This window comes from Pyxidicoccus caerfyrddinensis (assembly GCF_010894405.1).
GTDB lineage: Bacteria > Myxococcota > Myxococcia > Myxococcales > Myxococcaceae > Myxococcus > Myxococcus caerfyrddinensis.
This window is the reverse complement of record NZ_JAAIYA010000029.1, coordinates 114,964-135,491: the sequence shown is the minus strand read 5'-3', so window position 1 is coordinate 135,491 and position 20,528 is coordinate 114,964. Positions and strand designations below refer to the sequence as shown.

Annotated in this window: 16 protein-coding genes and 1 pseudogene; 10 read left to right on the top strand and 7 right to left on the bottom strand. The window is 69.3% G+C overall.

Going from position 1 to position 20,528, the window contains the following annotated elements; all coding sequences use genetic code 11:
• The first annotated feature begins 53 nt into the window (after positions 1 to 53).
• A complete protein-coding gene (locus G4D86_RS54180; protein ID WP_164000870.1) occupies positions 54 to 1,706 on the top strand; it encodes an AAA family ATPase in 1,653 nt (550 codons plus the stop codon).
• A pseudogene (locus G4D86_RS43830) lies at positions 1,705 to 1,884 on the top strand (IS5/IS1182 family transposase); the annotation flags it as partial. The gene G4D86_RS54180 and the pseudogene G4D86_RS43830, both read left to right, overlap by 2 nt.
• 188 nt (positions 1,885 to 2,072) lie before the next feature.
• Here G4D86_RS43830 and G4D86_RS43825 read toward each other — a convergent pair.
• Positions 2,073 to 4,847: a winged helix-turn-helix domain-containing protein gene (locus G4D86_RS43825; RefSeq protein ID WP_164000868.1), complete on the bottom strand. Its 2,775-nt coding sequence runs from the start codon at positions 4,845 to 4,847 to the stop codon at positions 2,073 to 2,075.
• A 298-nt stretch (positions 4,848 to 5,145) separates the two neighbouring features.
• Between G4D86_RS43825 and G4D86_RS43820 the strand changes: the two genes are divergently transcribed.
• Both G4D86_RS43820 and G4D86_RS43815 read left to right on the top strand, forming a co-directional pair.
• Positions 5,146 to 8,031 carry a YncE family protein gene (locus G4D86_RS43820; RefSeq protein WP_164000865.1) on the top strand — a complete coding sequence of 962 codons (2,886 nt, stop codon included), beginning with the start codon at positions 5,146 to 5,148 and terminating at the stop codon, positions 8,029 to 8,031.
• 454 nt (positions 8,032 to 8,485) lie between these two features.
• Complete coding sequence (locus G4D86_RS43815; RefSeq protein ID WP_164000864.1) at positions 8,486 to 9,763, top strand: hypothetical protein; 1,278 nt, start codon at positions 8,486 to 8,488, stop codon at positions 9,761 to 9,763.
• 33 nt (positions 9,764 to 9,796) lie between these two features.
• Here the strand turns inward: G4D86_RS43815 and G4D86_RS43810 are convergent, their stop codons facing one another.
• Entirely contained in the window at positions 9,797 to 10,177 is a 381-nt protein-coding gene (locus G4D86_RS43810) for a hypothetical protein (protein ID WP_164000862.1), read from the bottom strand.
• Positions 10,177 to 12,426, bottom strand: a complete 2,250-nt coding sequence (locus tag G4D86_RS43805; protein ID WP_164000859.1) for a TonB-dependent receptor plug domain-containing protein — start codon at positions 12,424 to 12,426, stop codon at positions 10,177 to 10,179. The genes G4D86_RS43810 and G4D86_RS43805 overlap by 1 nt, the downstream gene beginning before the upstream one ends.
• A 180-nt stretch (positions 12,427 to 12,606) precedes the next feature.
• Between G4D86_RS43805 and G4D86_RS43800 the strand changes: the two genes are divergently transcribed.
• From G4D86_RS43800 to G4D86_RS43795, 3 genes are all read left to right on the top strand, one after another.
• Complete coding sequence (locus G4D86_RS43800) at positions 12,607 to 12,864, top strand: ribbon-helix-helix domain-containing protein (RefSeq protein WP_164000858.1); 258 nt, start codon at positions 12,607 to 12,609, stop codon at positions 12,862 to 12,864.
• The gene (locus G4D86_RS52375) at positions 12,861 to 13,031 is read left to right on the top strand and encodes a hypothetical protein (RefSeq protein WP_205520334.1); all 171 of its coding nucleotides are present in this window, start codon (positions 12,861 to 12,863) and stop codon (positions 13,029 to 13,031) included. Before G4D86_RS43800 ends, G4D86_RS52375 begins: the two co-directional genes overlap by 4 nt.
• A gap of 84 nt (positions 13,032 to 13,115) precedes the next feature.
• Positions 13,116 to 13,583, top strand: coding sequence for a hypothetical protein (locus G4D86_RS43795; protein ID WP_164000856.1), 468 nt, complete (start codon positions 13,116 to 13,118; stop codon positions 13,581 to 13,583).
• A 73-nt stretch (positions 13,584 to 13,656) separates the two neighbouring features.
• Here G4D86_RS43795 and G4D86_RS43790 read toward each other — a convergent pair whose 3' ends face one another.
• Genes G4D86_RS43790 through G4D86_RS43780 form a run of 3 tightly spaced genes read right to left on the bottom strand, consistent with a single transcriptional unit; the run spans position 13,657 to position 15,679 of the window.
• Positions 13,657 to 14,724, bottom strand: coding sequence for a lysylphosphatidylglycerol synthase transmembrane domain-containing protein (locus tag G4D86_RS43790; protein ID WP_164000855.1), 1,068 nt, complete (start codon positions 14,722 to 14,724; stop codon positions 13,657 to 13,659).
• A 17-nt stretch (positions 14,725 to 14,741) separates the two neighbouring features.
• Positions 14,742 to 15,473 carry a tyrosine-protein phosphatase gene (locus tag G4D86_RS43785; protein ID WP_164000852.1) on the bottom strand — a complete coding sequence of 244 codons (732 nt, stop codon included), beginning with the start codon at positions 15,471 to 15,473 and terminating at the stop codon, positions 14,742 to 14,744.
• Positions 15,470 to 15,679 carry a DNA gyrase inhibitor YacG gene (locus G4D86_RS43780; protein ID WP_164000850.1) on the bottom strand — a complete coding sequence of 70 codons (210 nt, stop codon included), beginning with the start codon at positions 15,677 to 15,679 and terminating at the stop codon, positions 15,470 to 15,472. Before G4D86_RS43780 ends, G4D86_RS43785 begins: the two co-directional genes overlap by 4 nt.
• An 88-nt stretch (positions 15,680 to 15,767) precedes the next feature.
• On the opposite strand from G4D86_RS43780, the gene G4D86_RS43775 reads away from it, so the two are divergent.
• Positions 15,768 to 16,757 (top strand): NAD(P)H-quinone oxidoreductase, encoded by a 990-nt coding sequence (locus tag G4D86_RS43775; RefSeq protein ID WP_164000848.1) that lies wholly within the window; start codon positions 15,768 to 15,770, stop codon positions 16,755 to 16,757.
• Between the two features lie 92 nt (positions 16,758 to 16,849).
• Complete coding sequence (locus tag G4D86_RS43770; protein WP_164000846.1) at positions 16,850 to 17,887, top strand: agmatinase family protein; 1,038 nt, start codon at positions 16,850 to 16,852, stop codon at positions 17,885 to 17,887.
• A 9-nt stretch (positions 17,888 to 17,896) separates the two neighbouring features.
• On the opposite strand, the gene G4D86_RS43765 is transcribed toward G4D86_RS43770, so the two are convergent.
• Positions 17,897 to 18,910, bottom strand: a complete 1,014-nt coding sequence (locus G4D86_RS43765; protein ID WP_164000844.1) for an ATP-binding response regulator — start codon at positions 18,908 to 18,910, stop codon at positions 17,897 to 17,899.
• 249 nt (positions 18,911 to 19,159) lie between these two features.
• Here G4D86_RS43765 and G4D86_RS43760 point away from each other — a divergent pair, with 249 nt between their 5' ends.
• Positions 19,160 to 20,506, top strand: a complete 1,347-nt coding sequence (locus G4D86_RS43760; protein WP_164000842.1) for a trypsin-like peptidase domain-containing protein — start codon at positions 19,160 to 19,162, stop codon at positions 20,504 to 20,506.
• The last annotated feature ends 22 nt before the right edge of the window (positions 20,507 to 20,528 follow it).

Genomic DNA, 20,528 nt, shown 5'->3' with positions numbered 1-20,528 from the left:
AAGCGCTTCTTCCGCCACTCCTGCATCCAATCCTCCAACGACTCCTACAAGCGATGATCAAGACAATCAAGCTGAACTTCGGCGCATCGCCTTCTTCGCCACCGCTGGAACTCAATCCGGGTGCAATGACTGTATTCATCGGCCCGAACAACTCTGGGAAGAGTCTCCTCCTTCGAGAAATCGCCAGCCTCATTAAGAATCCACCCCAAGTCCGGGGGCATCAGAAGATTCTCGCCGACGTATCAATTGAAGGGCCCGAATCGAGAGGCAATCTGCGTCAGGCCTTGATTGGGTTTGGCGCAACTGAAGAAGAAGGCAATCTTCTTATGCCCACCCAAGGATACAGCACCTGGGTGCACATATTGGGAGTCCAGTTCAAAATTCCAGTCAACCCATCGCAGGATGAGTTGCTGAATCTGCTGGGCCAAACAGCAATGATCGTGCTGGATGGCGAGACTCGGCTAAGGCTGGTTTCTGCAACGCAATCAGGCGATCTGGTTGGTCGTCCTACGAGCCTGTTGCACGCCCTTTTTATTGATGATGCTGCGCGAAAACGGTTGCGCAAGCTCACAAGCGAGGCATTCGGCCTTTATGCCGTAATTGATCCGACCAGTCTTTCGAAATTTCGAGTACGCATGTCTCCGCGACCGCCTGACGACGACGAGGAGGAGCAGTCTCTTAGTGTCCGTGCAAGAACATTTCATGCACAGGCGACAGATATTCAGGACCTGAGTGACGGAGTCAAGGCGTATACTGGCATCCTGTCCGCATTGCTCAGCGGAAAGTCCCGCATCATTATAATAGACGAGCCGGAAGCATTTCTTCATCCGGCCTTGGCTCGTCGGCTTGCGTTCGAGATCTCCGTTGTCGCCAAGGAGCGGAATGCAAACGTAATAGCAGCAACCCATAGTGCGGATTTCCTAATGGGGTGCATTGAGGCTGGAGCGGGAACTCAGATTGTTCGACTCACATACTCAAATAGCTTGGCAACGGCACGACATATGCCGGCAGATGATTTATCGACCCTGATGAGGATTCCTCTGTTGAGGACCACAAATGTACTTGGGGCCCTTTTTCATGTTGGCGCCGTTGTGACGGAGTCAGAGGCGGATCGCGCATTTTATGATGAAGTCAACCACAGGCTCATTGGCGCCAAGGATGAGGGGGCTCGGGGTGTGTCATTTCTCTTTGCCCAGAACAAGCAGACAGTCCACACCATCCTTCGGCCACTAAGGCGGCTTGGTATTCCGGCGGCGGCAATTGTTGACATGGACGTCGTAAAGGAGGGCGGAAAAGTATTCTCAAACATTCTCGAAGCTGCCGGAGTGCCAAGCCTCATGCGCCAGTCGCTTGGAGATGTTCGAGGCAAACTGAAGGACGCTCTGGATGCTGCCAATCCTAATTGGAAAATCCAGGGTGGCATAGGCACGCTCGGGAAAGATGATGCTGCCGCTTGTCGTGATTTTATCGAAAAGCTGGCGGAATATGGGGTTTTTGTAGTTCCCGGCGGAGAGCTTGAAAGCTGGCTTCCGCACCTCAAGGTCAACAAATCTAAGCATTTGTGGCTGGGGGAGGTGTTTGGTCAGATGGGTAGCGATCCTGCTAGTGCTGATTACATGAAACCATCTTTAGGGGATGTGTGGGAGTTTATGCGGAGGATCGCTCGATGGATTGGCAATCCCAATCGCAAGGGCCTCCCGCTGTAGCAGCGAGCACTTCAGCGTGGACGGGACGCTCATCGAGGCGTGGGCGAGCCTGAAGTCCTTCCAGCCGAAGGACGAGGACCCGGACGACAGGTCTCCGCCGGACGACAAGGGCAATCCGACGGTGGACTTCCATGGCCAGAAGCGAAGCAACGCCACGCACGAGTCGAACTTCCGCCCAGGTTGGTACCGCTTTGGTACGAGGGGCGCGTTGCTAGGTACCGCAGAGTCAGCATCTGCCCGCGAGGCCCCATTCTCAGAGGGAACTGGACGTTGGAGAGGCGGCCGGGCTCAAACTAAAGCCGACCCTGGCCACAGGTAACCCCCGGTTCTCCTTGGAGAATCGGGGGTTTGTTGTTTCCGGGGCCCTCACAGGTTCCGCTGCAGCCGCTCCTGGGCCTTCACGATGGCGGCGGTGCGCGTGGTCACCTCCAGCTTGGCGAACACGTTCCGCAGGTGCCACTTGGTCGTGGAGAGCGCCACGTTGGAGCGCTCGCTGATCTCCTGGTTGCTCAACCCCTGCGCGAGCAACTTGAGCATCTGCAGCTCGCGCTCCGTGAGCGGCTCCAGCGGCGCGCTGGGTGGGGCCGCGAACTCGGCCGGCACGCTGTCCCCCGCCGACAGCAGGTCCTGGAACCGCTCGGTGTACCGGGCCGGCATCGCGTAGCTCAGCTTCCGCTGGGTGGCGGCCGCGACGATGACCTCCTGCAACCCTGGCGTCTCGTCGAACACGCTGCGCCCGAAGCCGAACCGCTGCACCAGCGCGAAGCCGCGGTTCAGCGCGGCGAAGGCCGCCGGTGCATCTCCGGCCCGCCAGTGACACACCGCAATCGCCGCCAGCAGCGCCGTCTCGCGGGACACGTAGCCCACGTCATGCGCACTGGCGCGCAGCGTCTCCAGAATTGCGTGCGCCTTGCCGTGCCTCCCACGCGCCATCAGCACCCAGGCCTGCGCCAGCCCGAGCCGCTCCCACGTCTCGTCGTAGAAGCGCTTCTCGCTCCACTCCCCTCGCCGCATCCGCTCGCCCAGCTCGAACTCCTGCGCCACGACTCTCATGCGCGCGGGAGACTGCTCCACCAGGAAGAGGCGGATCTTCTCGCCGCAGACATGGGCGAGGAAGCGCGTCTGGTGACTCACCTCGAGGACGCTGTGGAGGTAGTCCAGGAGCCGGTAGGCCTCCGCGTACTTCCCTCGAATCGTCTTGATGCGGGCCAGCATGAAGTAGGCGAGCGAGAACGTCTCGAACACGGGCGCCTGCGACAGCAGCGGGAGGACCTCGACGCAGAGCGCCTCCGCCTCGTCGAGCCGGTTCTGCTCGTAGCGGGCGTTGGCCAGTGCCGTCGCCGCGTTCACCCACACCGGGTTGCGCCGTCCGCGGCTCGCGCGCGCGAAGGACTCCTCGCACCGCTCCGCCGCGTCCTTCATCTTCCCCTGTGCCCGGTCCGCCAGCGCGACGAGGGAGTCCGTGTAGCCGACCAGGAAGGGATTGTTGAGCCCCTGCAGCGTCTCCCTTGCGCTCAGCGCGAGCCGGCGCATCGCATCGAACCGGTTCATCCGGAGCGCCTGGTAGGCCTTCGCCGCCAGCACCGCGCCCGCCATGAAGACGTCCGGTTCCTCGGAGCCCGGCGACGCGTCCAGCTCGAGGCCAGAGCCCGACGCCGATTCAGACAACACCGCGTGGAGCAGCGTGAGGTGGGCGAGCCGCTTCGACAACCGCTCGCGCTCCGGGTCCGCCGCCGCGTAGGCCGTCTCGAGCCGGTGCTGCGCGTCCTGCAGCGCCGACGTCGCATGCGCGAAGCGGCGGGACAGGATGAGACACGCGATGTGCCCCACGCAGATGGCCGGAGAGCGGATGACCTCCTCCGCCGTCAGCTTCGCCGTCCAGTGGAGCACCGAGGCAATCTCCCCCTCGCGCATCCACGCCTCCACGCAGCGCGCGGTGAGCTCGAGACACCAGCTCCTGTCTCCAGAAGCGAACGCGTGCGTCAGCGCCTCGTCCGGCAGCTGGTGCTCGGCGAACCACGCGCTCGCCGCGCGGTGCAGCCTCGGGACGCGGTCTCCGAAGTCGCACGCGAGCTGGGCCCGCAACACGTCGAGGAACAGCGGATGGTAGCGGTACCACTGGTGCTCGGTGTCGAGCGGCTGGATGAACAGCTGCGCCCGCTCGAGGTTCGCCAGCAGCGCCGGTCCGTGGGTGATGCCCAGCAGCGCGTTGCACAGCTCCCCGTTGACGTGCTCCACCACCGAGCTGAGCACCAGGAACTCGCGCACCTCGTCCGCCTGCTCGCGCAGCACCGCGTCCGCGAGGTACCTCGCCACGTCGTGGTTGGAGCCGATGGCCTTTCGCAGCGCATCGCTCACGCTCGCGTGCTCGCCCGCGGACAGCAGCGCCAGCTTCACGCCGGCGACCCACCCTTCCGTGCGCGAGCGCAGGTAGTCCACGTCCTCCGCCGTGAGCGCGGCCCCACACATGCGCTGGCCCAGCTCGCGGATGGCCTCGCCGTCCAGGCTCAAGTCCCGCCCGTCGAGCGTCACGAGCTGCTCGGTGAGCTTCAGCTTCGCCAGATCCAGCTCGGGCAGGTGTCGCGACGAGACGACCCAGTGCACGTGCGGCGGCGAGTGGTCCAGCAGGTACGAGAAGGCCCGCACCAGCGAGCGCTCACGCAGCACGTGGAAGTCGTCCAGCACCACGACGAGCTCGCGCCCCAGATTCCACAGGCTCCGCAAGAGGACGGACGTCGCGTGGTCCAGCTCGCTCGCGCTGTACGCGTCGAAGTCCGGAGCGGCCCGGCGAATCGCCCCGACCAGGTATGCGAAGAACCGCTCGGGCGCGTTGTCCTGCTCGTCGAGCGACAGCCACGCGAGCAGGTGCGACGCGCGCGCTTCCTGGCACCACTGCGTCAGCAGCGTCGTCTTGCCCGAGCCGAGCGGCGCCGTCACCAGCACCAGCTTCCCGCTGATGCCCTGGTCGATCTTCCGCAGCGCGGCGCCCCGCGTCACCAACACCGACGCCGTCTGCGGCGGGGAGAGCTTCGTCGGCAGCAGATGCGAGAGCGGCTCACCCGACGATGCCGCGCGCTCCTCGCCCGCCGGGTCAGGCGCTGACGCACGACGGCTCCCCGCTGCGTTTCGAAGGCTCGGCATTCGCACGTTCCCCTTCGGCCGGTTGCGTCAGCAAGTAGATCAGGAAGACGCGTAAATCGACCCTGGCCAGAACGAGATGAGCGCACCACGCGTGTCATGAAATCCACACTGCAACGCGTCATCCAGCCGAAACTCCGCGCCCTCACGGTAACCGTCCCGTCTCAGCGGCGGGCGACGCAGCGTGTCAGCGAATCCCGCGCATGAGGGGGGCGTTTCCCCTCCCTTCGGTGGGGGCGATGTCGCGGGACCCCCTGGTAATCCCGGGACTGCAACGCTTCCCCGTCCCGAGGAGGTCCATATGGTGGGTACCCAGCAAGTGGGCGCGAGCAGGAACCGCTGGCGCGCTCGCGCTGTTTCGTTGTGCGCCGCGGTGTCGTTGTTGGCCGCATTCACCGCCGCCGCCCAGTCGCCCTCGTTCCTCGAGTTCGACAGCGCGCACGTCCGCCCGATGGCCCTCTCCGCCGACGGGACGAAGCTGTTTGCCGTCAACACGCCGGACAACCGGCTGGAGATCTTCTCGGTGAGCAGCGCCGGGCTCACGCTCGCCGCCGAGGTGCCGGTGGGCCTGGAGCCCGTCTCCGTCGCCGTGCGCAGCAGCACGGAAGTCTGGGTGGTCAACCACCTCTCGGACAGCATCAGCGTGGTGAGCCTGAGCGGCACGCCGCGCGTGGTGCGCACGCTGCTCGTCGGCGATGAGCCGCGCGACGTCGTCTTCGCCGGCACCAATGGCTACGCGTTCATCACCACCGCGCACCGCGGCCAGCACCGCACCGACGCGTCCATCGCCAGCGTCCCCGGCGCGGGCGACGCGAAGCTCACCACGCCGAGCGTGGGCCGCGCGGACGTCTGGGTCTTCAATCCCGCCGCCCTGGGGACGACGCTCGGCGGCACGCCCCTGCGCATCGTCACGCTCTTCGGTGACACGCCGCGCGGCCTGGCCGTCAGCCCGGACAAGAAGACCGTCTATGCGGCCATCGCCCAGTCCGGCAACCAGACGACCACCGTCAACCTGGAAGGCGTATGCAACGGCTTCAACACGTCGGGCTTCTGTCTCGTCTTCCCCGACACCTCCCCCTGGGGGAACAACCTCATCCCGGGCGGCCTGCCCGGACCGTCCACGAATGTCGAGGGCAAGAAGGCGCCGGAGACCGGCCTCATCGTCAAGTGGAACGCCTCCGCCGGACAGTGGCAGGACACGCTCGGCCGCAACTTCAACAACAGCGTGCGCCTGCGGCTGCCGGACAAGGACGTCTTCGCCATCGACGCGGACAGCCTGACGGAGAAGGCCTTCTACACGGGCGTGGGCACCACCATCTTCAACCTCGCCACCAACCCGAAGTCGGGCGCCCTCTACGCGTCCAACAGCGACGCCAACAACCCGATCCGCTTCGAGGGCCCGGGTGTGTTCGGCGGCAGCACGGTGCAGGGCAACCTCGCGAAGATGCGCATCACCGTCATCTCCGGTGGCACCGTCTCCCCGCGCCACCTCAACAAGCACATCGACTACTCGAAGCTGGCCGGGAAGCCCGGCTTCGACCCCACGGCGAAGAACCACAGCCTCTCCACGCCGACGGAGATGGTCGTCTCCCAGGACGGCACGAAGCTGTACGTGGCCGCGTTCAGCTCCAGCAAGGTCGGCGTCTTCGACACGGCCGCGCTGGAGAGCAACGCCTTCGACCCGCGCACCGCGAGCGCCAACTACATCCCCGTCAGCGGCGGCGGCCCCAGCGGCCTCGTGCTGGACGAGGCGCGCAACCGCCTCTACGTGATGACCCGCTTCGACAACGCGGTGAAGGTCATCGACCTCGCCACCAAGGGCCAGGTGGCCTCGGCGCCGCTGTACAACCCGGAGCCCGCCTCCGTCGTGCAGGGCCGCCCCTTCCTCTACGACGCCACCTTCTCGTCGGCCAACGGCGAGGCGTCCTGCGCCAGCTGCCACATCTTCGGCGACAAGGACGAGCTGGCCTGGGACCTGGGCAACCCGGATGACGTCGTGACGGCCAACCCCATCGACAAGCGTCTCGCGAGCAGCCTCGAGATTGGCCTGTTCCGCACGTTCACCGGTCACCCGGGCTCGGATGTCAACGGCACCGGCGACCAGAACACCTTCCACCCGATGAAGGGCCCCATGACGACACAGACCCTTCGCGGGATGACGCACCAGGGCGCCATGCACTGGCGCGGTGACCGCGCGAACGGCTTCTTCGGCGCCGACGCGTACGACGAGGAGCTGTCGTTCAAGAACTTCATCGTGGCCTTCGGGGGGCTGCTGGGCCGCGCGTCCCTGCCGACCGAGGCGGAGATGAACAAGTTCACCAGCTTCCAGCTCCAGGTGCAGCTGCCGCCGAGCCCCATCCGCAAGCTGGACAACTCGCTCACCTCCGCGCAGCAGGCCGGCAAGGACTTCTACTTCGGCAGCCGCCGCGTGGATGGCATCGCGATTGGCGCCGACAACGGCTTCAACTGCAACGGCTGCCATGTCATCGACGCGGCGCAGGGCTTCTTCGGCACGGACGGCAAGTCGAGCTTCGAGGGCATCACCCAGATCGTGAAGATCCCCCACACGCGGAACATGTACACGAAGGTCGGCATGTTCGGCTTCCCGGACAACAGCTTCTTCACGCACCCCGAGTCGGGACAGATGGGAGACCAGATTCGCGGCTTCGGCTTCACGAACGACGGCGCGGTGGACACGCTGTTCCGCTTCTTCAGCGCCGTCGTATTCACCAACACCAGCATCGGTGGACCGCTGGTGGGCTTCCAGAGCGACACCCAGCGCCGCAACGTGGAGGACTTCATGCTGGCGTCCGATACCGACCTGGCGCCCATCGTCGGCCAGCAGATCACGCTCACGAATACCAACGCCTCCGCCGTGGGCGCGCGCATCGACCTGTTGATTGCTCGTGCCCGCGCGCCGTTCGTGTCGAAGATCCTCGGCGGCTCGACGTACGAGGCCGACCTGGTCGCGAAGGTGGCGCTGGCGGGCCGGGTGAAGGGCTACCTGTACGACCGCGCCGCAGGGACGTGGAAGCCGGACGACGGCACCGTGAACATCACCACCACGGCACTCCGCGCGCTGGCGAACACGGCGGGCCAGGAGGTGACGTTCACCGCCGTCCCGCCGGGCTCCGGTACGCGCGTCGCCATCGACCGGAACCTGGACGGCAGGCTCGACGGCCAGTAGCCGGCACGCGCCGCCGGGCCCACAACCCACGGCGCTCCTGAGCACCCCGCCCCGTCCCCGGCTGCTTCCGGGGGCGGGGTTTCTTTTTCCCGCCAGCGTCCCGGCGATGGCTTGCTCCCTGCTCCGGCGCCGCTGCATTCGCGGCACCTGTAAGAGCCCGAGGCCCTTTTCGTTCGCGTGGATGAAACGCCACGACACACGAAAGGGCTTCACCATGCGCACCACGCTGTCCGCCGCCACCCTTGCCGCCGTGCTCCTGTCCTCGCAGGCCCGTGCCTCGGAGGCAGTGCCGCAGCCCTCCCACGCCGGTCATGCACAAGAGGGGCACCAGGGCGCGAAGTCGTCACCGGAACACGCTCACGGTTCCCACGGGGACTCCGGGCCGGGGACGGCAGGCGAGGCCCCCACTCCGAAGTCGGAGCCCGGCTCGCAGGGGGCCCATGCAAGGGACGAAGTGCCCGCGCCCGACCACGAGCCCGGACACGACGCGGCCCCAGGCACCGGGCACTCGCATCACGGCCACGACGCCACGTCCTCCGTCGAGGCCGACGCCCCGAGCATCCTCTCCCTGCCCATGGCGCGAGAGGCCTCCGGCACCGCCTGGCAGCCGGACGCCACGCCGCACTCCGGCTCCCACCTGTCCACGGGCCGGTGGAGCCTGATGTTCCACGAGCAGCTCTTCGGCGGGTACGTGGGAGAGGGGGGAGCGCGAGGGGCCCACCGCTTCGCGGGCACGGGCTGGCTCATGCTCATGGCGCAGCGGCCACTCGGGGCGGACAGCCGGCTCGGGCTCCGGCTGATGCTCAGCCCCGAGCCGCTCACCGCTGGCGGCAAGGGCTATCCGCTCCTCTTCCAGAGCGGGGAGACGTACGCGGGCGAACGGCTCCATGACCGGCAGCACCCGCACGACCTCTTCATGGAGGCGGCCGTCACGTATACCCAGGCGCTCGCGCCGGGCTGGGGCTTCCAGCTCTACGCCGCGCCCGTGGGAGAGCCGGCCCTCGGGCCTGTCGCGTCACCGCACCGCGCCTCCGCGGCCGCGGACCCGCTGGCGGCCATCGGCCACCACTGGCTCGATTCCTCGCACATCAGCTTCGGCGTGCTGACGGCTGCCCTGCTCACGCCCACCGCGAAGCTGGAGCTGTCATGGTTCAACGGGCGAGAGCCCGATGAGGACCGCTGGGACTTCGACCTGCGTGTCCCCGACTCCTATGCCATGCGCCTCACCACCAACCCCACGCGCAACGTGAGCGCCCAGGTGTCCTATGGATATATGCCCAGCCACGACCCGCTGGAGCCCGACGAGCCGCTGCACCGGCTCACGGCCTCGGTCATGTACCACCGGCCCGTGGGCACGGCGGGGCACTGGGCCAGCACCGCCGCCTTCGGCCGCAACGTCGGAGAGCACTCGGGCGACACCAACGCCTTCCTCGTGGAGACGAACCTGGACCTCGACGGCCGCAATGTCCTCTTCGGGCGCGCGGAGTACGTGGAGAAGACGGACCACGACCTGGTCCTCGCCGAGTCCTTCCACGGCTCCACCTTCGACACCGTGGGGCTGTCAGTGGGCTACCTGCGCAACCTGGGCACGTGGGGGGACTTCGTTCCCGGGGTCGGCGCACGCGTGAGCGTCAACCCCGTGCCGGAGCAGCTGCGCGACGTGTACGGCGCAACGCTCCCCGTCGGCGGCATGGTGTACCTGCGCCTGGCCTCCGCGCCCATGCGGCACTGAGCTCCATGGGCGCCACATGCAGTGCCCTGCTGCTCAGTCCGCTACCGCGCAGACGCCGTCCAGCGCGGTGCCCGAAGCTCCGGCGCAGGTGCCGCTCTCGCAGTCGCGGTCCTCGAAGCACACCTCACCGTCCGCGCGCTGCTTCACGCACGTCCCGTACCGGTCCCCCGGGGTGAAGTGGCTGGAGCAGGTCAGTGCCTCCTCGCACTCGGCGGCCACCGTGCACTCCTCGCCTTCGGCGCGCAGCGGGTAGTCACAGATGCCTCGGGGCGCCGGGCCGTCGTCCCCGCTGGGGAAGCTGCACACCAGGTCATCCGGGCACGCCGTCTGCGCGTCACACCAATCTCCCAGCCCCTCCGCGCAGCCCAGGTTCAGCACCACCACGCACAGCCACGACATCACCATCCGGCGCATCACAGCGAGGCCTCCAGGGCGAGCACCGCGGAGCGGCCCGGCTCATCCACGCCGGAACCATGGGTGCGGTACGTCGCATCAAACAGGTTCTGCAGCGTGAGCGCCGCGGACAGGCGCTTGCCCAGCTTCGCTCCCGCCCTCGCGCTGAAGACGATGAAGCCCGGCGTGCGCGCGCAGTCCGGCACCTCCGCGCAGGTGCGGATGTCCAGCAGGTCCGCCGCGGAGAAGGCATCCTGCGCCAGCGCCCAGCGCGCGGAACCCTCCAGGAAGAGGAACCCCCATGGCTCCCACGTCGCGCGCACCAGCCCGTTGAGCGGCGGCGTGCGGGACAGCGGTTCGAGGATGAGCGGCTCGCCCTCCGCCGTGAGGTCCCTGCGCTTCTGCTGCGTGTGCGTGTACGTGGCGTGCGTCGCCAGCGTCACCGACGGCAGCACCTTCACGGACACCGCGGCCTCCAGCGCGTGGATGACCGCTCGCTCGCGGTTCTGCCGCGTGAGGTACGGCAACCCATCCGGATTGAACTCCTGCCCGTCCAGCAGCGTCGGGACGTTGCCCACCAGCCCGTCCACCACCGTGAAGGCATAGAAGACCTGCGCGCCCACCGGGCCCCGGTCCACGCGCGTGCCCACCTCGGCCGTATACGACTGCTCGGGGTGCAGATCCCTTCCGGGAACGAGGTAGCCCGGGCCCTCCGCGCCCAGCCGCAGGTAGTCGTCGATGTTCGGCGCCCGGAACCCCGAGCCCAGGTTCACCAACACCGAGACGCCCTCCACCACCCGCTGCCGCACGCCCAATTCACCGGCCAGGCCCACCGCGGTCTGCGTGGTGGCGGGCAGCACCGGCAGCGGGACGCTCGCGTCGGGGAACAGCGCCGCGAGCCGCCCGTCCTCGGGCAGCGACACGCGGTGCAGCTGCGCCCGCAGGCCCGCGTGGTACGAGAACGGCCGCGCCACGTCGCTCGACAGCAGGCCGAAGACTCCGGCCGCCAGCGCCGTGGGCTCCCCCGGGTAGCGCGCGTCCTCCGGCCGGGGCGAGAAGTCCAGCTCGGCTTCGGACAGTGCGCTGCGGCCGAAGGAACTCGACGCCTTGTCGTGGAAGACCTCCGCCCCGAAGAGGGGCACCGGCGCGCCAGGCAGCGCGGACACCGGCGGCGCTTCGCCCTCCGCGCGCATGCCCACCGTCCACACGTCCACGTCGTCCCGCTCCAACCTGTCGCGCGACACGCGGAAGCGGTCCACCTGCTCACCCTGCCGCGTCACACTGAACTCCACCGCGCCGCGCCGCAGCCAGCCCGTGCCCGTCTGCTCCAGCCGCGCGTGCCCGAAGTCGCGCACCTGGTCGCTGAAGCGCCGGAAGTCTCCCGGCACCGAGCGGTCCAAGCGCGGCGCGTCCGACTGCCGCACGCCCTGGTACTGGAGGTACAGCTGGAGCCCCGGCCGCAGGCGCTGGCGCACCTTCAGCGCCGCGTCCCCCTCCTGGTAGCCCGTGTACCGCTGCACGCCCACGCGGTCTCCGCCGCGTAGGTCGTTGAAGTCGCGCAGCGAGAAGGCGCCGGCCACCGCGGTGTCCTGGAGCGACACGCCCGCGCGCAGGTGTCCCTGGAGGCTCGTGTCCGCGCTGCCCGCCATCGCGCGCACGGCGCCGATGGGCTCGGCCTCCGACGCGAAGCGCGGCCAGAAGGTGCGCACGTTGACGACGCCGCCCAGCGCGTCCGAGCCGTACAGCACCGAGCCCGGCCCGCGCACCACCTCCAGCTGCTCCACGAGGAATGGGTCCACCGTGTTGAGGTACTGGTTGGGCCCCGAGCGCACCGTGCCGTTGTTCAGCCGCACGCCGTCCACCAGCAGCAGCACGTGCTGCCCGTACAGGCCACGGATGATGGGCGCGCCGCCGCCGTGGTTCGTCTTCTGGAGGAAGACGCCCTCTGCCTCGAAGAGCGCCTCGGGCGTGGTGCGCGCGGGCCGGTGCGACAGGTCCTCGCGCGTCACGACCGACATGGCGCGAGGCTGACTGGCTGTCGACTGGGGACTCCGCGTGGCCGTCACCACCGTCTGGGGAATGACCGGCTCCACGTCCGTCTCTTGCTCGGTGGCGGCGTCCCGCGCGGGGGCCTCCGGGGTGCCGGGGGACTGTGCGTCATCCGGCGCGGCGGGAGGCTCCGCTGCGGGGGACTGTTGCGCGCGGGCCGTGGCAAGGGGCGCGCCGGACAGGGCACAGCACGCCATCAGGACGAAGGGACGAAGGTGCATAGAGGGGGCGGGAGTCTCCTACAGCGGTTCCGTGCAAGGGAAGACGCCCCCGCCACGCCGCGGTCGCACCCGCACCCTGTCCGCCTTCCGACGCTTTTTTTGACGGAAGTCCGGACCGCCCGCCTAATGCCGCGGACAGGTCGGTAGCGGCCTGTAGCAGCCACGCCCGGAGGAAGTCCGATGCAGGATGGAAGCGCCAGCCCCCTGAGCCCCGAGGCTCCATCGTCGCCGGCGGCCGCCGAGGCGCAAGTCGACGCGCGCGGCCCCGAGGCCGACATCGTCTCCACCCACGTCCTGGTGCCGGAGGAGCAGGTCCAGAAGCTCCGCGAGCTGGCCCGGCGCACCCGCATCCACCAGAGCGAGTACCTCCGCGAGGCGGTGGAGGACCTGCTCGGCAAGTACGGCCGCGGCGCCGCCAAGGAGGAAGGCCAGTCATGAGCGCCGTCGCCCTCGCGCCCCGCTCGTCGCCGCGCACCCGTGAGCCCGCGCCCGCCGCGCTCGTGCGCGACTCGGACGCCGTGCGCACCCCGCGCACCCGCCTGGCCGCCGAGCGGCCGGCCTCCATCCGCGACGCCATCGTCCGCTGGCTCGACCAGGAGCTGTAGTCCCCGAGGCCGGCCCCTCCCTGGAGGCCGGTCCGTGAGCCGGGGTACGCTGGGGACTCCCTCTCACAGGAGCCCCCACACCCCATGCGTCTTCCCTTCCTGACGGCCGCCCTGGCCTTCGCCTCCGCCGGCTGTGCGACCTCGGGTGGCTTCGACAAGCTCTACCCCGGCATGTCGTCCCAGCAGGTCGTCGAGGCGATGGGCAACGGCCCCTCGCGCGCGCAGGAGTTCCCCGACAAGTCCACCGCCTGGTACTACGGCGAGGACCGCTGCGTGCTCATGCGCGAGGACAAGCTGGTCTCCAAGGCCACCTCCGAGGACACCGCCTCGGTGGACACGCCCATCGTCTCCGTGCGCGACACCTCGAGGGCGCTCTGCGCGCCCGAGGGCTACGCGTCCAAGGAGAAGCGCGAGCAGGAAATCGAAACGCCCTTCGGCACCTACAAGGGCAACATCGACCCGTCCGCCGCCGTGAAGAAGGTGAAGGGCATGGTGACGGGCAAGGAAGCGGCGCCCGAGAAGTCCGAGCAGGCCACCACGCCAGCGCCGTAGTCACGCTTCGTTTCGAGACTCCCGGGGCCGCGCGCGAAGGTTCGCCGCGGCCCCGTGGCGTTTCACGGGGCCATCAGGCGGAGGGCGCCGTGGCCTCGCCTTCCTTGTCGTCCAGCTTGCCGGCGATGTCCTTGAAGGACAGGTGGCCAACGGAGAGCAGGATGAGGCCCACCGCCACCTGCTGCACCGTCTGGCACAGCCACATGACGTTGGCGTAGGCGAGCCCGCTGGCGTTCACCACCGCCGCAGGGAGGAAGAGGCCGAGGCCCACCTTGGTGGCGGCCTGGAAGGTGCCCATCATCCCTGGCGCCGCCGGAATCATCAGTCCCACTACCAGCACGCCGAGCACGACGTAGGCCTGGAAGAAGGACAGGGTCATCGGCTGGCAGGCCGTGCCCGCCGCCGCGCCCGAGCAGTCGAAGGCGTTGGCGAGCAGGGCCATGCCGAACCCATTCACGCCCCAGTACAGCGCCGTGTAGAGGAAGAAGAGCGCGATCTGCTTTCCGTTGGGGAGCTGCCGCATGGCGCCGACGAAGGTGTCGACGATGTCCGCGACCTTGTGGGCCACGCCCGGGGCGAAGCGGCCCACCGTGGCGCGCACCAGCCGCACCGTGCGCTCCTGCTGCCAGAGGCCGAAGAGGAGGAACGCGAGCCCGCCGCCGAACACGCCGAACAGCACCCAGGAGCCCCACTTGACGTAGCGGACCTCGGGCGTCTCGGTGGGCACGAAGAAGAGCAGCCCGCGCATCATCGCCGCGACGAAGAGGCCGTCGACGATGCGCTCCAGCACCACGGACGTCATGGCGGCGCTGCGGCGGATGGAGCTGCGCTGCGCGATGAGGAAGGGCCGGGCGAACTCGCCCAGGCGGAAGGGCAGCACCAGCAGCATCATGAAGCCGATGCCGGAGGCCTCGTTGAGCTTGCGGAAGGGCACCTTCTCCAGGCCCGACAGCAGGCACCCCCACCGCAGCGTGCGGAGCAGGTGGATGACGAGGAGGCAGCCGAAGTACGGCACCACCCACGCGTAGTTGGCCGCCTTGAGGCTGGCAACCTGGGTGGCCCAGTCCGTGTCACGGAAGGCCCACCACATGAAGAGAAAGGTGACCAGCAGACTGGCCAGCAGCTTGACGGCGCGTTTCACGGCGGCCGGGTATACCGTCAGTCCGGGTCGGACTCCAGCGACTCTCCCGCGAGCAGCCGGGACGGGGTGTCGCGCATGAGCCGGCCGAAGGCCTGCTCCCCTGCCCTGCTCCGCAGCTCCGCCAGAGAGCGGCCCACCCAGTCCCGGGCTCCTACAGGTGCGTGCAGGTCCGTGGCGGCCACCGCGTACAGGCCATCCTCCAGGAAGGCCCGGGCGAGCTTCTTCGGCATGGGGCCATAGCGGCCGGTGAGCGCCCCCACGTCGAGCTGGAGCAGCGCCCCGGCCCGGACGGCCTCCGCCGCGCGGCCCTTGCGCTCGAACTCCAGGCAGCGCTCGGGGTGCGCCAGGAGCGGCACCACGCCCTTGGTCCGAATGCGGAAGAGGATGTCCGGGAGGGCCGGCACGGGGGCGGTGTAGGGCAACTCCACCAGCGCGTAGCGCCCGGGGCCCAGCGTGCGCGCGGACGGGGTGCCCAGGCCGCGCAGGAAGGCGTCGTCGAGCACGTTCTCCGCGTTGCGGCCCAACGTCAGGGGGATGCGCTCGCGCTCCAGGGCGGCGGCCAGCTCCGCGCGCTTCGCGTCCACCACGTCGACGGGGGCGTACTCGGGACGGGCGTGGGGGCTGGGGGCGACGGTGGAGAAGCCGAGGTCGACCAGGGCGCGCGCCATCTCCAGCGCATCCTCGAGGGAGCGGGCGCCGTCATCCACCCCGGGCAGCAGGTGGCAGTGCAGGTCGACGAAGCCGCTCACGCGTCTCCGCCCTGCCGGTCAGGGTGGTGGGCGGAGGGTAGCTCGTCCTCCTGCTCATCCGCCTGACGGTCGGGCACGCGGTACTCCTCGCCCAGCCAGCGGCCGAGGTCCACGGCGCGGCAGCGGCGGGAGCAGAAGGGAAAGGAGGCGTTCTCCGCGCGGGGAGGAACGGGCTTCTGGCAGATGGAACACTTCGAGGCAGGCATGATGGGCGTGTTCACTAGATAAGCGTTGACGCTCGCGCGGGCCAGGATGTTTCGTGCCCGGCCTCCAGCTCCGGAGGAGGTCCCCGCCATGAAGGTCCAGCGCATCACCGAGCCCGGTGGTCCCGAAGTGCTTACCCTCGAGGAGCGCCCCGAGCCCGTGCCTGGCCCCGGCGAGCTGCGCGTGCGCGTGCGGGCCTCCGCGCTGAATCGGGCGGACCTGCTGCAGATTCGCGGCCTCTACGCCGCCCCGCCGGACGTGCCGCCCGACGTGCCGGGCCTGGAGTACTCGGGCGAGGTGACGGCCGTGGGCCCGCGCACGCGGCGCTTCAAGGTCGGTGACAGGGTGATGGGGCTGGTGGGCGGCGGCGCGTGGGCGGAGTCGCTCATCACGCACGAGCGCGAGGCGCTGCCCATGCCGGAGGGCATGGACTTCGCGGACGCGGCGGCGCTGCCGGAGGCGTACCTGACGGCGTACGACGCGCTGGTGCTCCAGGGTGAATTGAAGCCCGGGGAGACGGTGCTGATTCATGCGGTGGCCAGCGGCGTGGGCTCGGCGGCGGCGCTCTTGTGCCGGGCCTCGGGTGCGCGCGTGGTGGGCACGGGGCGCAGCGCGGCCAAGCTGGCGCGGGCCTCTGAGTGGGGCGTGGCGCGCACGGTGCTGTGTCAGTCCTCACCGCCGAGCTTCGCGGACGCGGTGCGCGCGGAGACGGGCGGACGGGGCGCGGACCTGTGCCTGGACCTGGTGGGCGGTGACTACCTGTCCGAGTCGATGAACGCGCTGGCGCCGCGAGGGCGGATGATGCTCGTCGGCCTGGTGGCGGGAATGAGCACCGAGGTGAACCTGGGGATGTTCTTGATGAAGCGGCTGCGCGTCACCGGCACCGTGCTGCGCAGCCGGCCGTTGGAGGAGAAGATGGCGCTGACGCAGAGCGCGGAGCGGCACCTGCTGCCCCTGTTCCGCTCCGGCGCGCTGAAGCCGGTGGTGGACGCGGTGCTGCCCATGGCGGAGCTGCGCCAGGGGCTGGAGCGCATGGAGCGCAACGACTCCGTGGGCAAGCTCGTGGTGCGGTGGGAGTGACGCTACTTCGGCTCGCCGCGGAGGTAATCCCGGCGGGCACACGGCGAGGAAGACCATTGCGCCCCCGGCCCGTGCCTCTATCCTGCGCGGCCATGGCTACCCACTTCGACCCCAGCGCCGCCGCCCAGCCAGACTCCGGCGTCTTCGGCCTCCCGCACTCGCCCGACGAGGCCCACGTCGTCCTCATCCCCGTGCCGTTCGAGGCCACCACCAGCTACGGCGGCGGCACCTCCGAGGGCCCCGCCGCCGTGCTCGACGCCAGCCGCCAGGTGGACCTCTTCGACGTGGAGACGGGCCGCCCCTACGAGCGCGGCATCGCCATGCTCGACGAGTCCCCGGAGCTGCGCGACTGGAACTCCCGCGCCAAGGACCGCGCCCAGGTCGTCATCGAGGCCGGCGGCATCCACTCCGGCAAGGCCGAGCTCATCCAGGCCGCCAACGACGTCAACGCGCTCTGCGACCAGATGAACGAGTACGTCTACCGCACCGCGAAGCACTGGCTGGACCACGGCAAGCGCGTGGGCGCCGTGGGCGGGGACCACTCCATCTCCTTCGGCATCATCCGCGCCCACGCGGAGAAGTACCCCGGCCTGGGCGTGCTCCACCTCGACGCGCACGCCGACCTGCGCGTGGCCTACGAGGGCTTCACCTGGTCCCACGCGTCCATCATGTACAACGTCGCCGAGCGCATCCCCGGCGTGAAGACGCTCGTCCAGGTGGGCCTGCGCGACATGAGCCAGGAAGAGCACCGCTACATCGAGGACTCCAAGGGCCGCGTGCACGGCTTCTTCGACGCCGCCCTCCAGAACAAGCGCTTCGACGGCATCCCCTGGAACCGGCAGGTGGATGAAATCGTCGCCCTGCTCCCGCAGCAGGTCTACCTGTCCTTCGACATCGACGGGCTGGACCCCACGCTCTGCCCGCACACGGGCACCCCGGTGCCGGGCGGCCTGTCCTTCCCCGAGGCCGTGGCGCTCATCTCCGGCGTCGTCCGCTCCGGTCGCACCATCGTCGGCTTCGACCTGACCGAGGTGTCTCCGGATCCGGAGGGCGGCGAGTGGGACGGCAACGTCGGCGCCCGTCTGCTCTACAAGATGATTGGCTGGATGCTGAAGTCGCAGAAGGCCTGAGGGCCCGCGTCACCCGCCCCGAGGCAGCAGCAGGCTGAACGTGGAGCCCTGCCCGGGGCGGGACACGGCGGACAGCGCGCCGCCGTGCAGCCGCGCCAGCTCCGAGGCCACGTAGAACCCCAGGCCCGCAGCGCCCGCGGACCCCGTCTGGAAGGGCGCGAAGAGCCGGGGCACCTCCTCCTCCGGGAAGCCGGGCCCCCGGTCCTTCACCTGCACCGTCACCAGCGAGCGCGAGGCCTGCAGCTCCACCGTCACCTCGCCCCTGCCGCCGTCCTGCTTCACCGCGTTCGCCAGCAGCACGTCGAACACCTGGCGGATGCGCTCCGGGTCGAACCGCACGGACACCGGCTCCGTCGACGCCACCAGCGTCACCGGCGCGTGAGCCCTCCAGGCCGTCACGGCGCCAAGCAGGTGCTGCGCCAGGTCCGCCTCCACCGGCTGGAGCGCCACGCCGCCCGCCGCCAGCCGCGCCACGTCCTTCAGGTTGCGGCCCAGCGCCTCCATGGCCTGGAGCTGCGCGTCCAGGGATGCCAGCGTCGCGCGGTCCGCCGTGGGCACCGACTCCAGTTGCTTGAGCTGCGCGCGCGCCGCATCCAGGGGCCCCTGGAGCGTCTGCGCCACCCACTGCCCCAGCACCTCCACCGGAGAGCCCACGTCCACGGGCTCCGGGCGCGGCGCGGCGGCGAGCGACTGGCGGATGACCGACTCGAAGTCGGTGATTTCGAAGGGCTTGTGGAGGAAGGCCGAGGCCTCCGGCGCGCCCTGCGGCAACACCGCGCTCAGGAGGATGATGGGCACGTCCTTGAGCAGCGCCTCCTGCCTCAGGCGCCGGCACAGCTCCACGCCGCTCAGGCGCGGCATCATGTGGTCCGTCACCACGAGCTGAGGCCGACGGGCTCTCGCGAGTCCGAGCGCCTCCTCGCCGTCCCGGGCCCTCAGCACGTCGTGGCCCAGGTCCTCCACCACCTGGCTGAGGACCTCCAACACCGCCGGCTCATCGTCCGCGACCAGGACGAGACTCATGCTCTTCCACTCCCTCGGCTACAGCGCGCCTCGACTCGACAGCGTGCTGCCAGGATAACGGCCTCCCCCGGCGGTGCAGCGGTACCGGGGCCAGCGCGTGCATCCTGGAGATGCAATCGTTCACGGATGGGCGGACTGGTTTATGAAGAGCCGAGCACCGCCACCAGAGACCGTGGGATGGGCTGCGGCCTTCCGGACAGTCGGGCTGTCCTTCCCCGGACACTCCCTGGTGGCGCATGGAGGGTTGGAATGAAGCCTGGAGTCATGAGGTGGAGCCTGCTGTGGGTGGCCCTGCTGGCCTCGGGAAGCGCGAGCGCGGACCTGGCCCGGCGCCGGGACGCCATCGTCGAGGTGGTGCAGAAGGTCTCCCCGGCCGTCGTCTACATCGGCACCGAGCAGGAGGTGGAGTCGCGCTTCCGCGGCCGGCGCTCCCCGCTGGAGGAGTTCTTCGGCGGCATGGGCGGCGGCGAGCAGGAGCGGCAGAAAATCGAGGGCCTGGGCAGCGGCGCCATCATCGACGCGTCCGGAACCATCGTCACCAATGACCACGTCATCCGCGGCGCCTCGGCCATCCACGTGGTGCTGGCGGATGGGCGCTCGTTCGACGCGGAAGTCATCGGCAGCGACGCGGCCAATGACCTGGCCGTGCTGAAGGTGAACGCGCGCGAGCCGCTGCCCACCGCGAAGCTGGGCACCAGCTCGGACCTGATGATTGGCGAGACGGTGGTGGCCATCGGCAGCCCCTTCGGCCTGAGCAAGACGGTGACGGCGGGCGTGGTGTCCGCGGTGGGGCGCACGTTCCGCGCGGACGACCGCGTCTACAACGACTTCATCCAGACGGACGCGGCCATCAACCCCGGCAACTCGGGCGGCCCGCTGCTCAACGTGGACGGGGAAATCATCGGCATCAACACCGCCATCTTCGGCGGTGGCGCGCAGGGCATCGGCTTCGCGATTCCCGCGGACAAGGTGCGGCGCATCGTCGATGAGCTGACGCGCTTCGGGAAGGTGCGCCCGGCGTGGGTGGGCATCGACGCGGTGGACCTGCCTCCGCGCGTGGCCCGGCAGCTCGGGTGGGACCGCGCCTACGGGGCGCTGGTGACGGCCGTGGAGCCCGGCAGCCCCGCGGCCCAGGCCGGCGTGAAGCGTGGGGACGTGGTGGCGGAGCTTGGCGGTTCGCGCATCCAGGACGCCGAGGACTTCGACACCCGCGTGCGTGGCTACCCTGCCCGCTCGCCCTTCCCCATGGTCCTCTTCCGGGACGGCGGCACGCGCACCCTCCAGGTGACGCCGCTGGAGTTCCCCGCTCGCATGGTCGAGGGGCTGGCGTGGGAGCGGCTGGGACTGCGAGTGAAGGAGGTGAAGGGCGTGCTGGCGGTGTCCGGCGTGCGGCAGGACTCGTCGGCGGCCCAGGTGGGGCTGGAACCGGGAGACATCATCCTGCGGGTGAACAACCAGCCGGTGCCCACGGCGGATGCGTTCCGCGAGGCGCTGCTGGCCGCGCGACGCGGACGGAGCGTGTTGCTGCTCGTGCGGCGGGGCCGGTACGGGTACCACATCACGCTGCCCTTCGAGCAGCAGGGACAGAGCCTCTAAGGCGTTTCGGACGCGGGGTGGG

Bases quoted from the DNA above. Each gene is read 5' to 3' on its own strand.
- G4D86_RS43820 (WP_164000865.1), top strand. From the start codon at position 5,146: ATGGTGGGTACCCAGCAAGTGGGCGCGAGCAGGAACCGCTGGCGCGCT.
- G4D86_RS43795 (WP_164000856.1), top strand. From the start codon at position 13,116: ATGCGTCTTCCCTTCCTGACGGCCGCCCTGGCCTTCGCCTCCGCCGGC.
- G4D86_RS43760 (WP_164000842.1), top strand. From the start codon at position 19,160: ATGAAGCCTGGAGTCATGAGGTGGAGCCTGCTGTGGGTGGCCCTGCTG.
- G4D86_RS43825 (WP_164000868.1), bottom strand. From the start codon at position 4,847: ATGCCGAGCCTTCGAAACGCAGCGGGGAGCCGTCGTGCGTCAGCGCCT.
- G4D86_RS43800 (WP_164000858.1), top strand. From the start codon at position 12,607: ATGCAGGATGGAAGCGCCAGCCCCCTGAGCCCCGAGGCTCCATCGTCG.
- G4D86_RS52375 (WP_205520334.1), top strand. From the start codon at position 12,861: ATGAGCGCCGTCGCCCTCGCGCCCCGCTCGTCGCCGCGCACCCGTGAG.
- G4D86_RS43765 (WP_164000844.1), bottom strand. From the start codon at position 18,910: ATGAGTCTCGTCCTGGTCGCGGACGATGAGCCGGCGGTGTTGGAGGTC.
- G4D86_RS43780 (WP_164000850.1), bottom strand. From the start codon at position 15,679: ATGCCTGCCTCGAAGTGTTCCATCTGCCAGAAGCCCGTTCCTCCCCGC.
- G4D86_RS43805 (WP_164000859.1), bottom strand. From the start codon at position 12,426: ATGCACCTTCGTCCCTTCGTCCTGATGGCGTGCTGTGCCCTGTCCGGC.
- G4D86_RS43775 (WP_164000848.1), top strand. From the start codon at position 15,768: ATGAAGGTCCAGCGCATCACCGAGCCCGGTGGTCCCGAAGTGCTTACC.
- G4D86_RS43770 (WP_164000846.1), top strand. From the start codon at position 16,850: ATGGCTACCCACTTCGACCCCAGCGCCGCCGCCCAGCCAGACTCCGGC.
- G4D86_RS43810 (WP_164000862.1), bottom strand. From the start codon at position 10,177: ATGCGCCGGATGGTGATGTCGTGGCTGTGCGTGGTGGTGCTGAACCTG.
- G4D86_RS54180 (WP_164000870.1), top strand. From the start codon at position 54: ATGATCAAGACAATCAAGCTGAACTTCGGCGCATCGCCTTCTTCGCCA.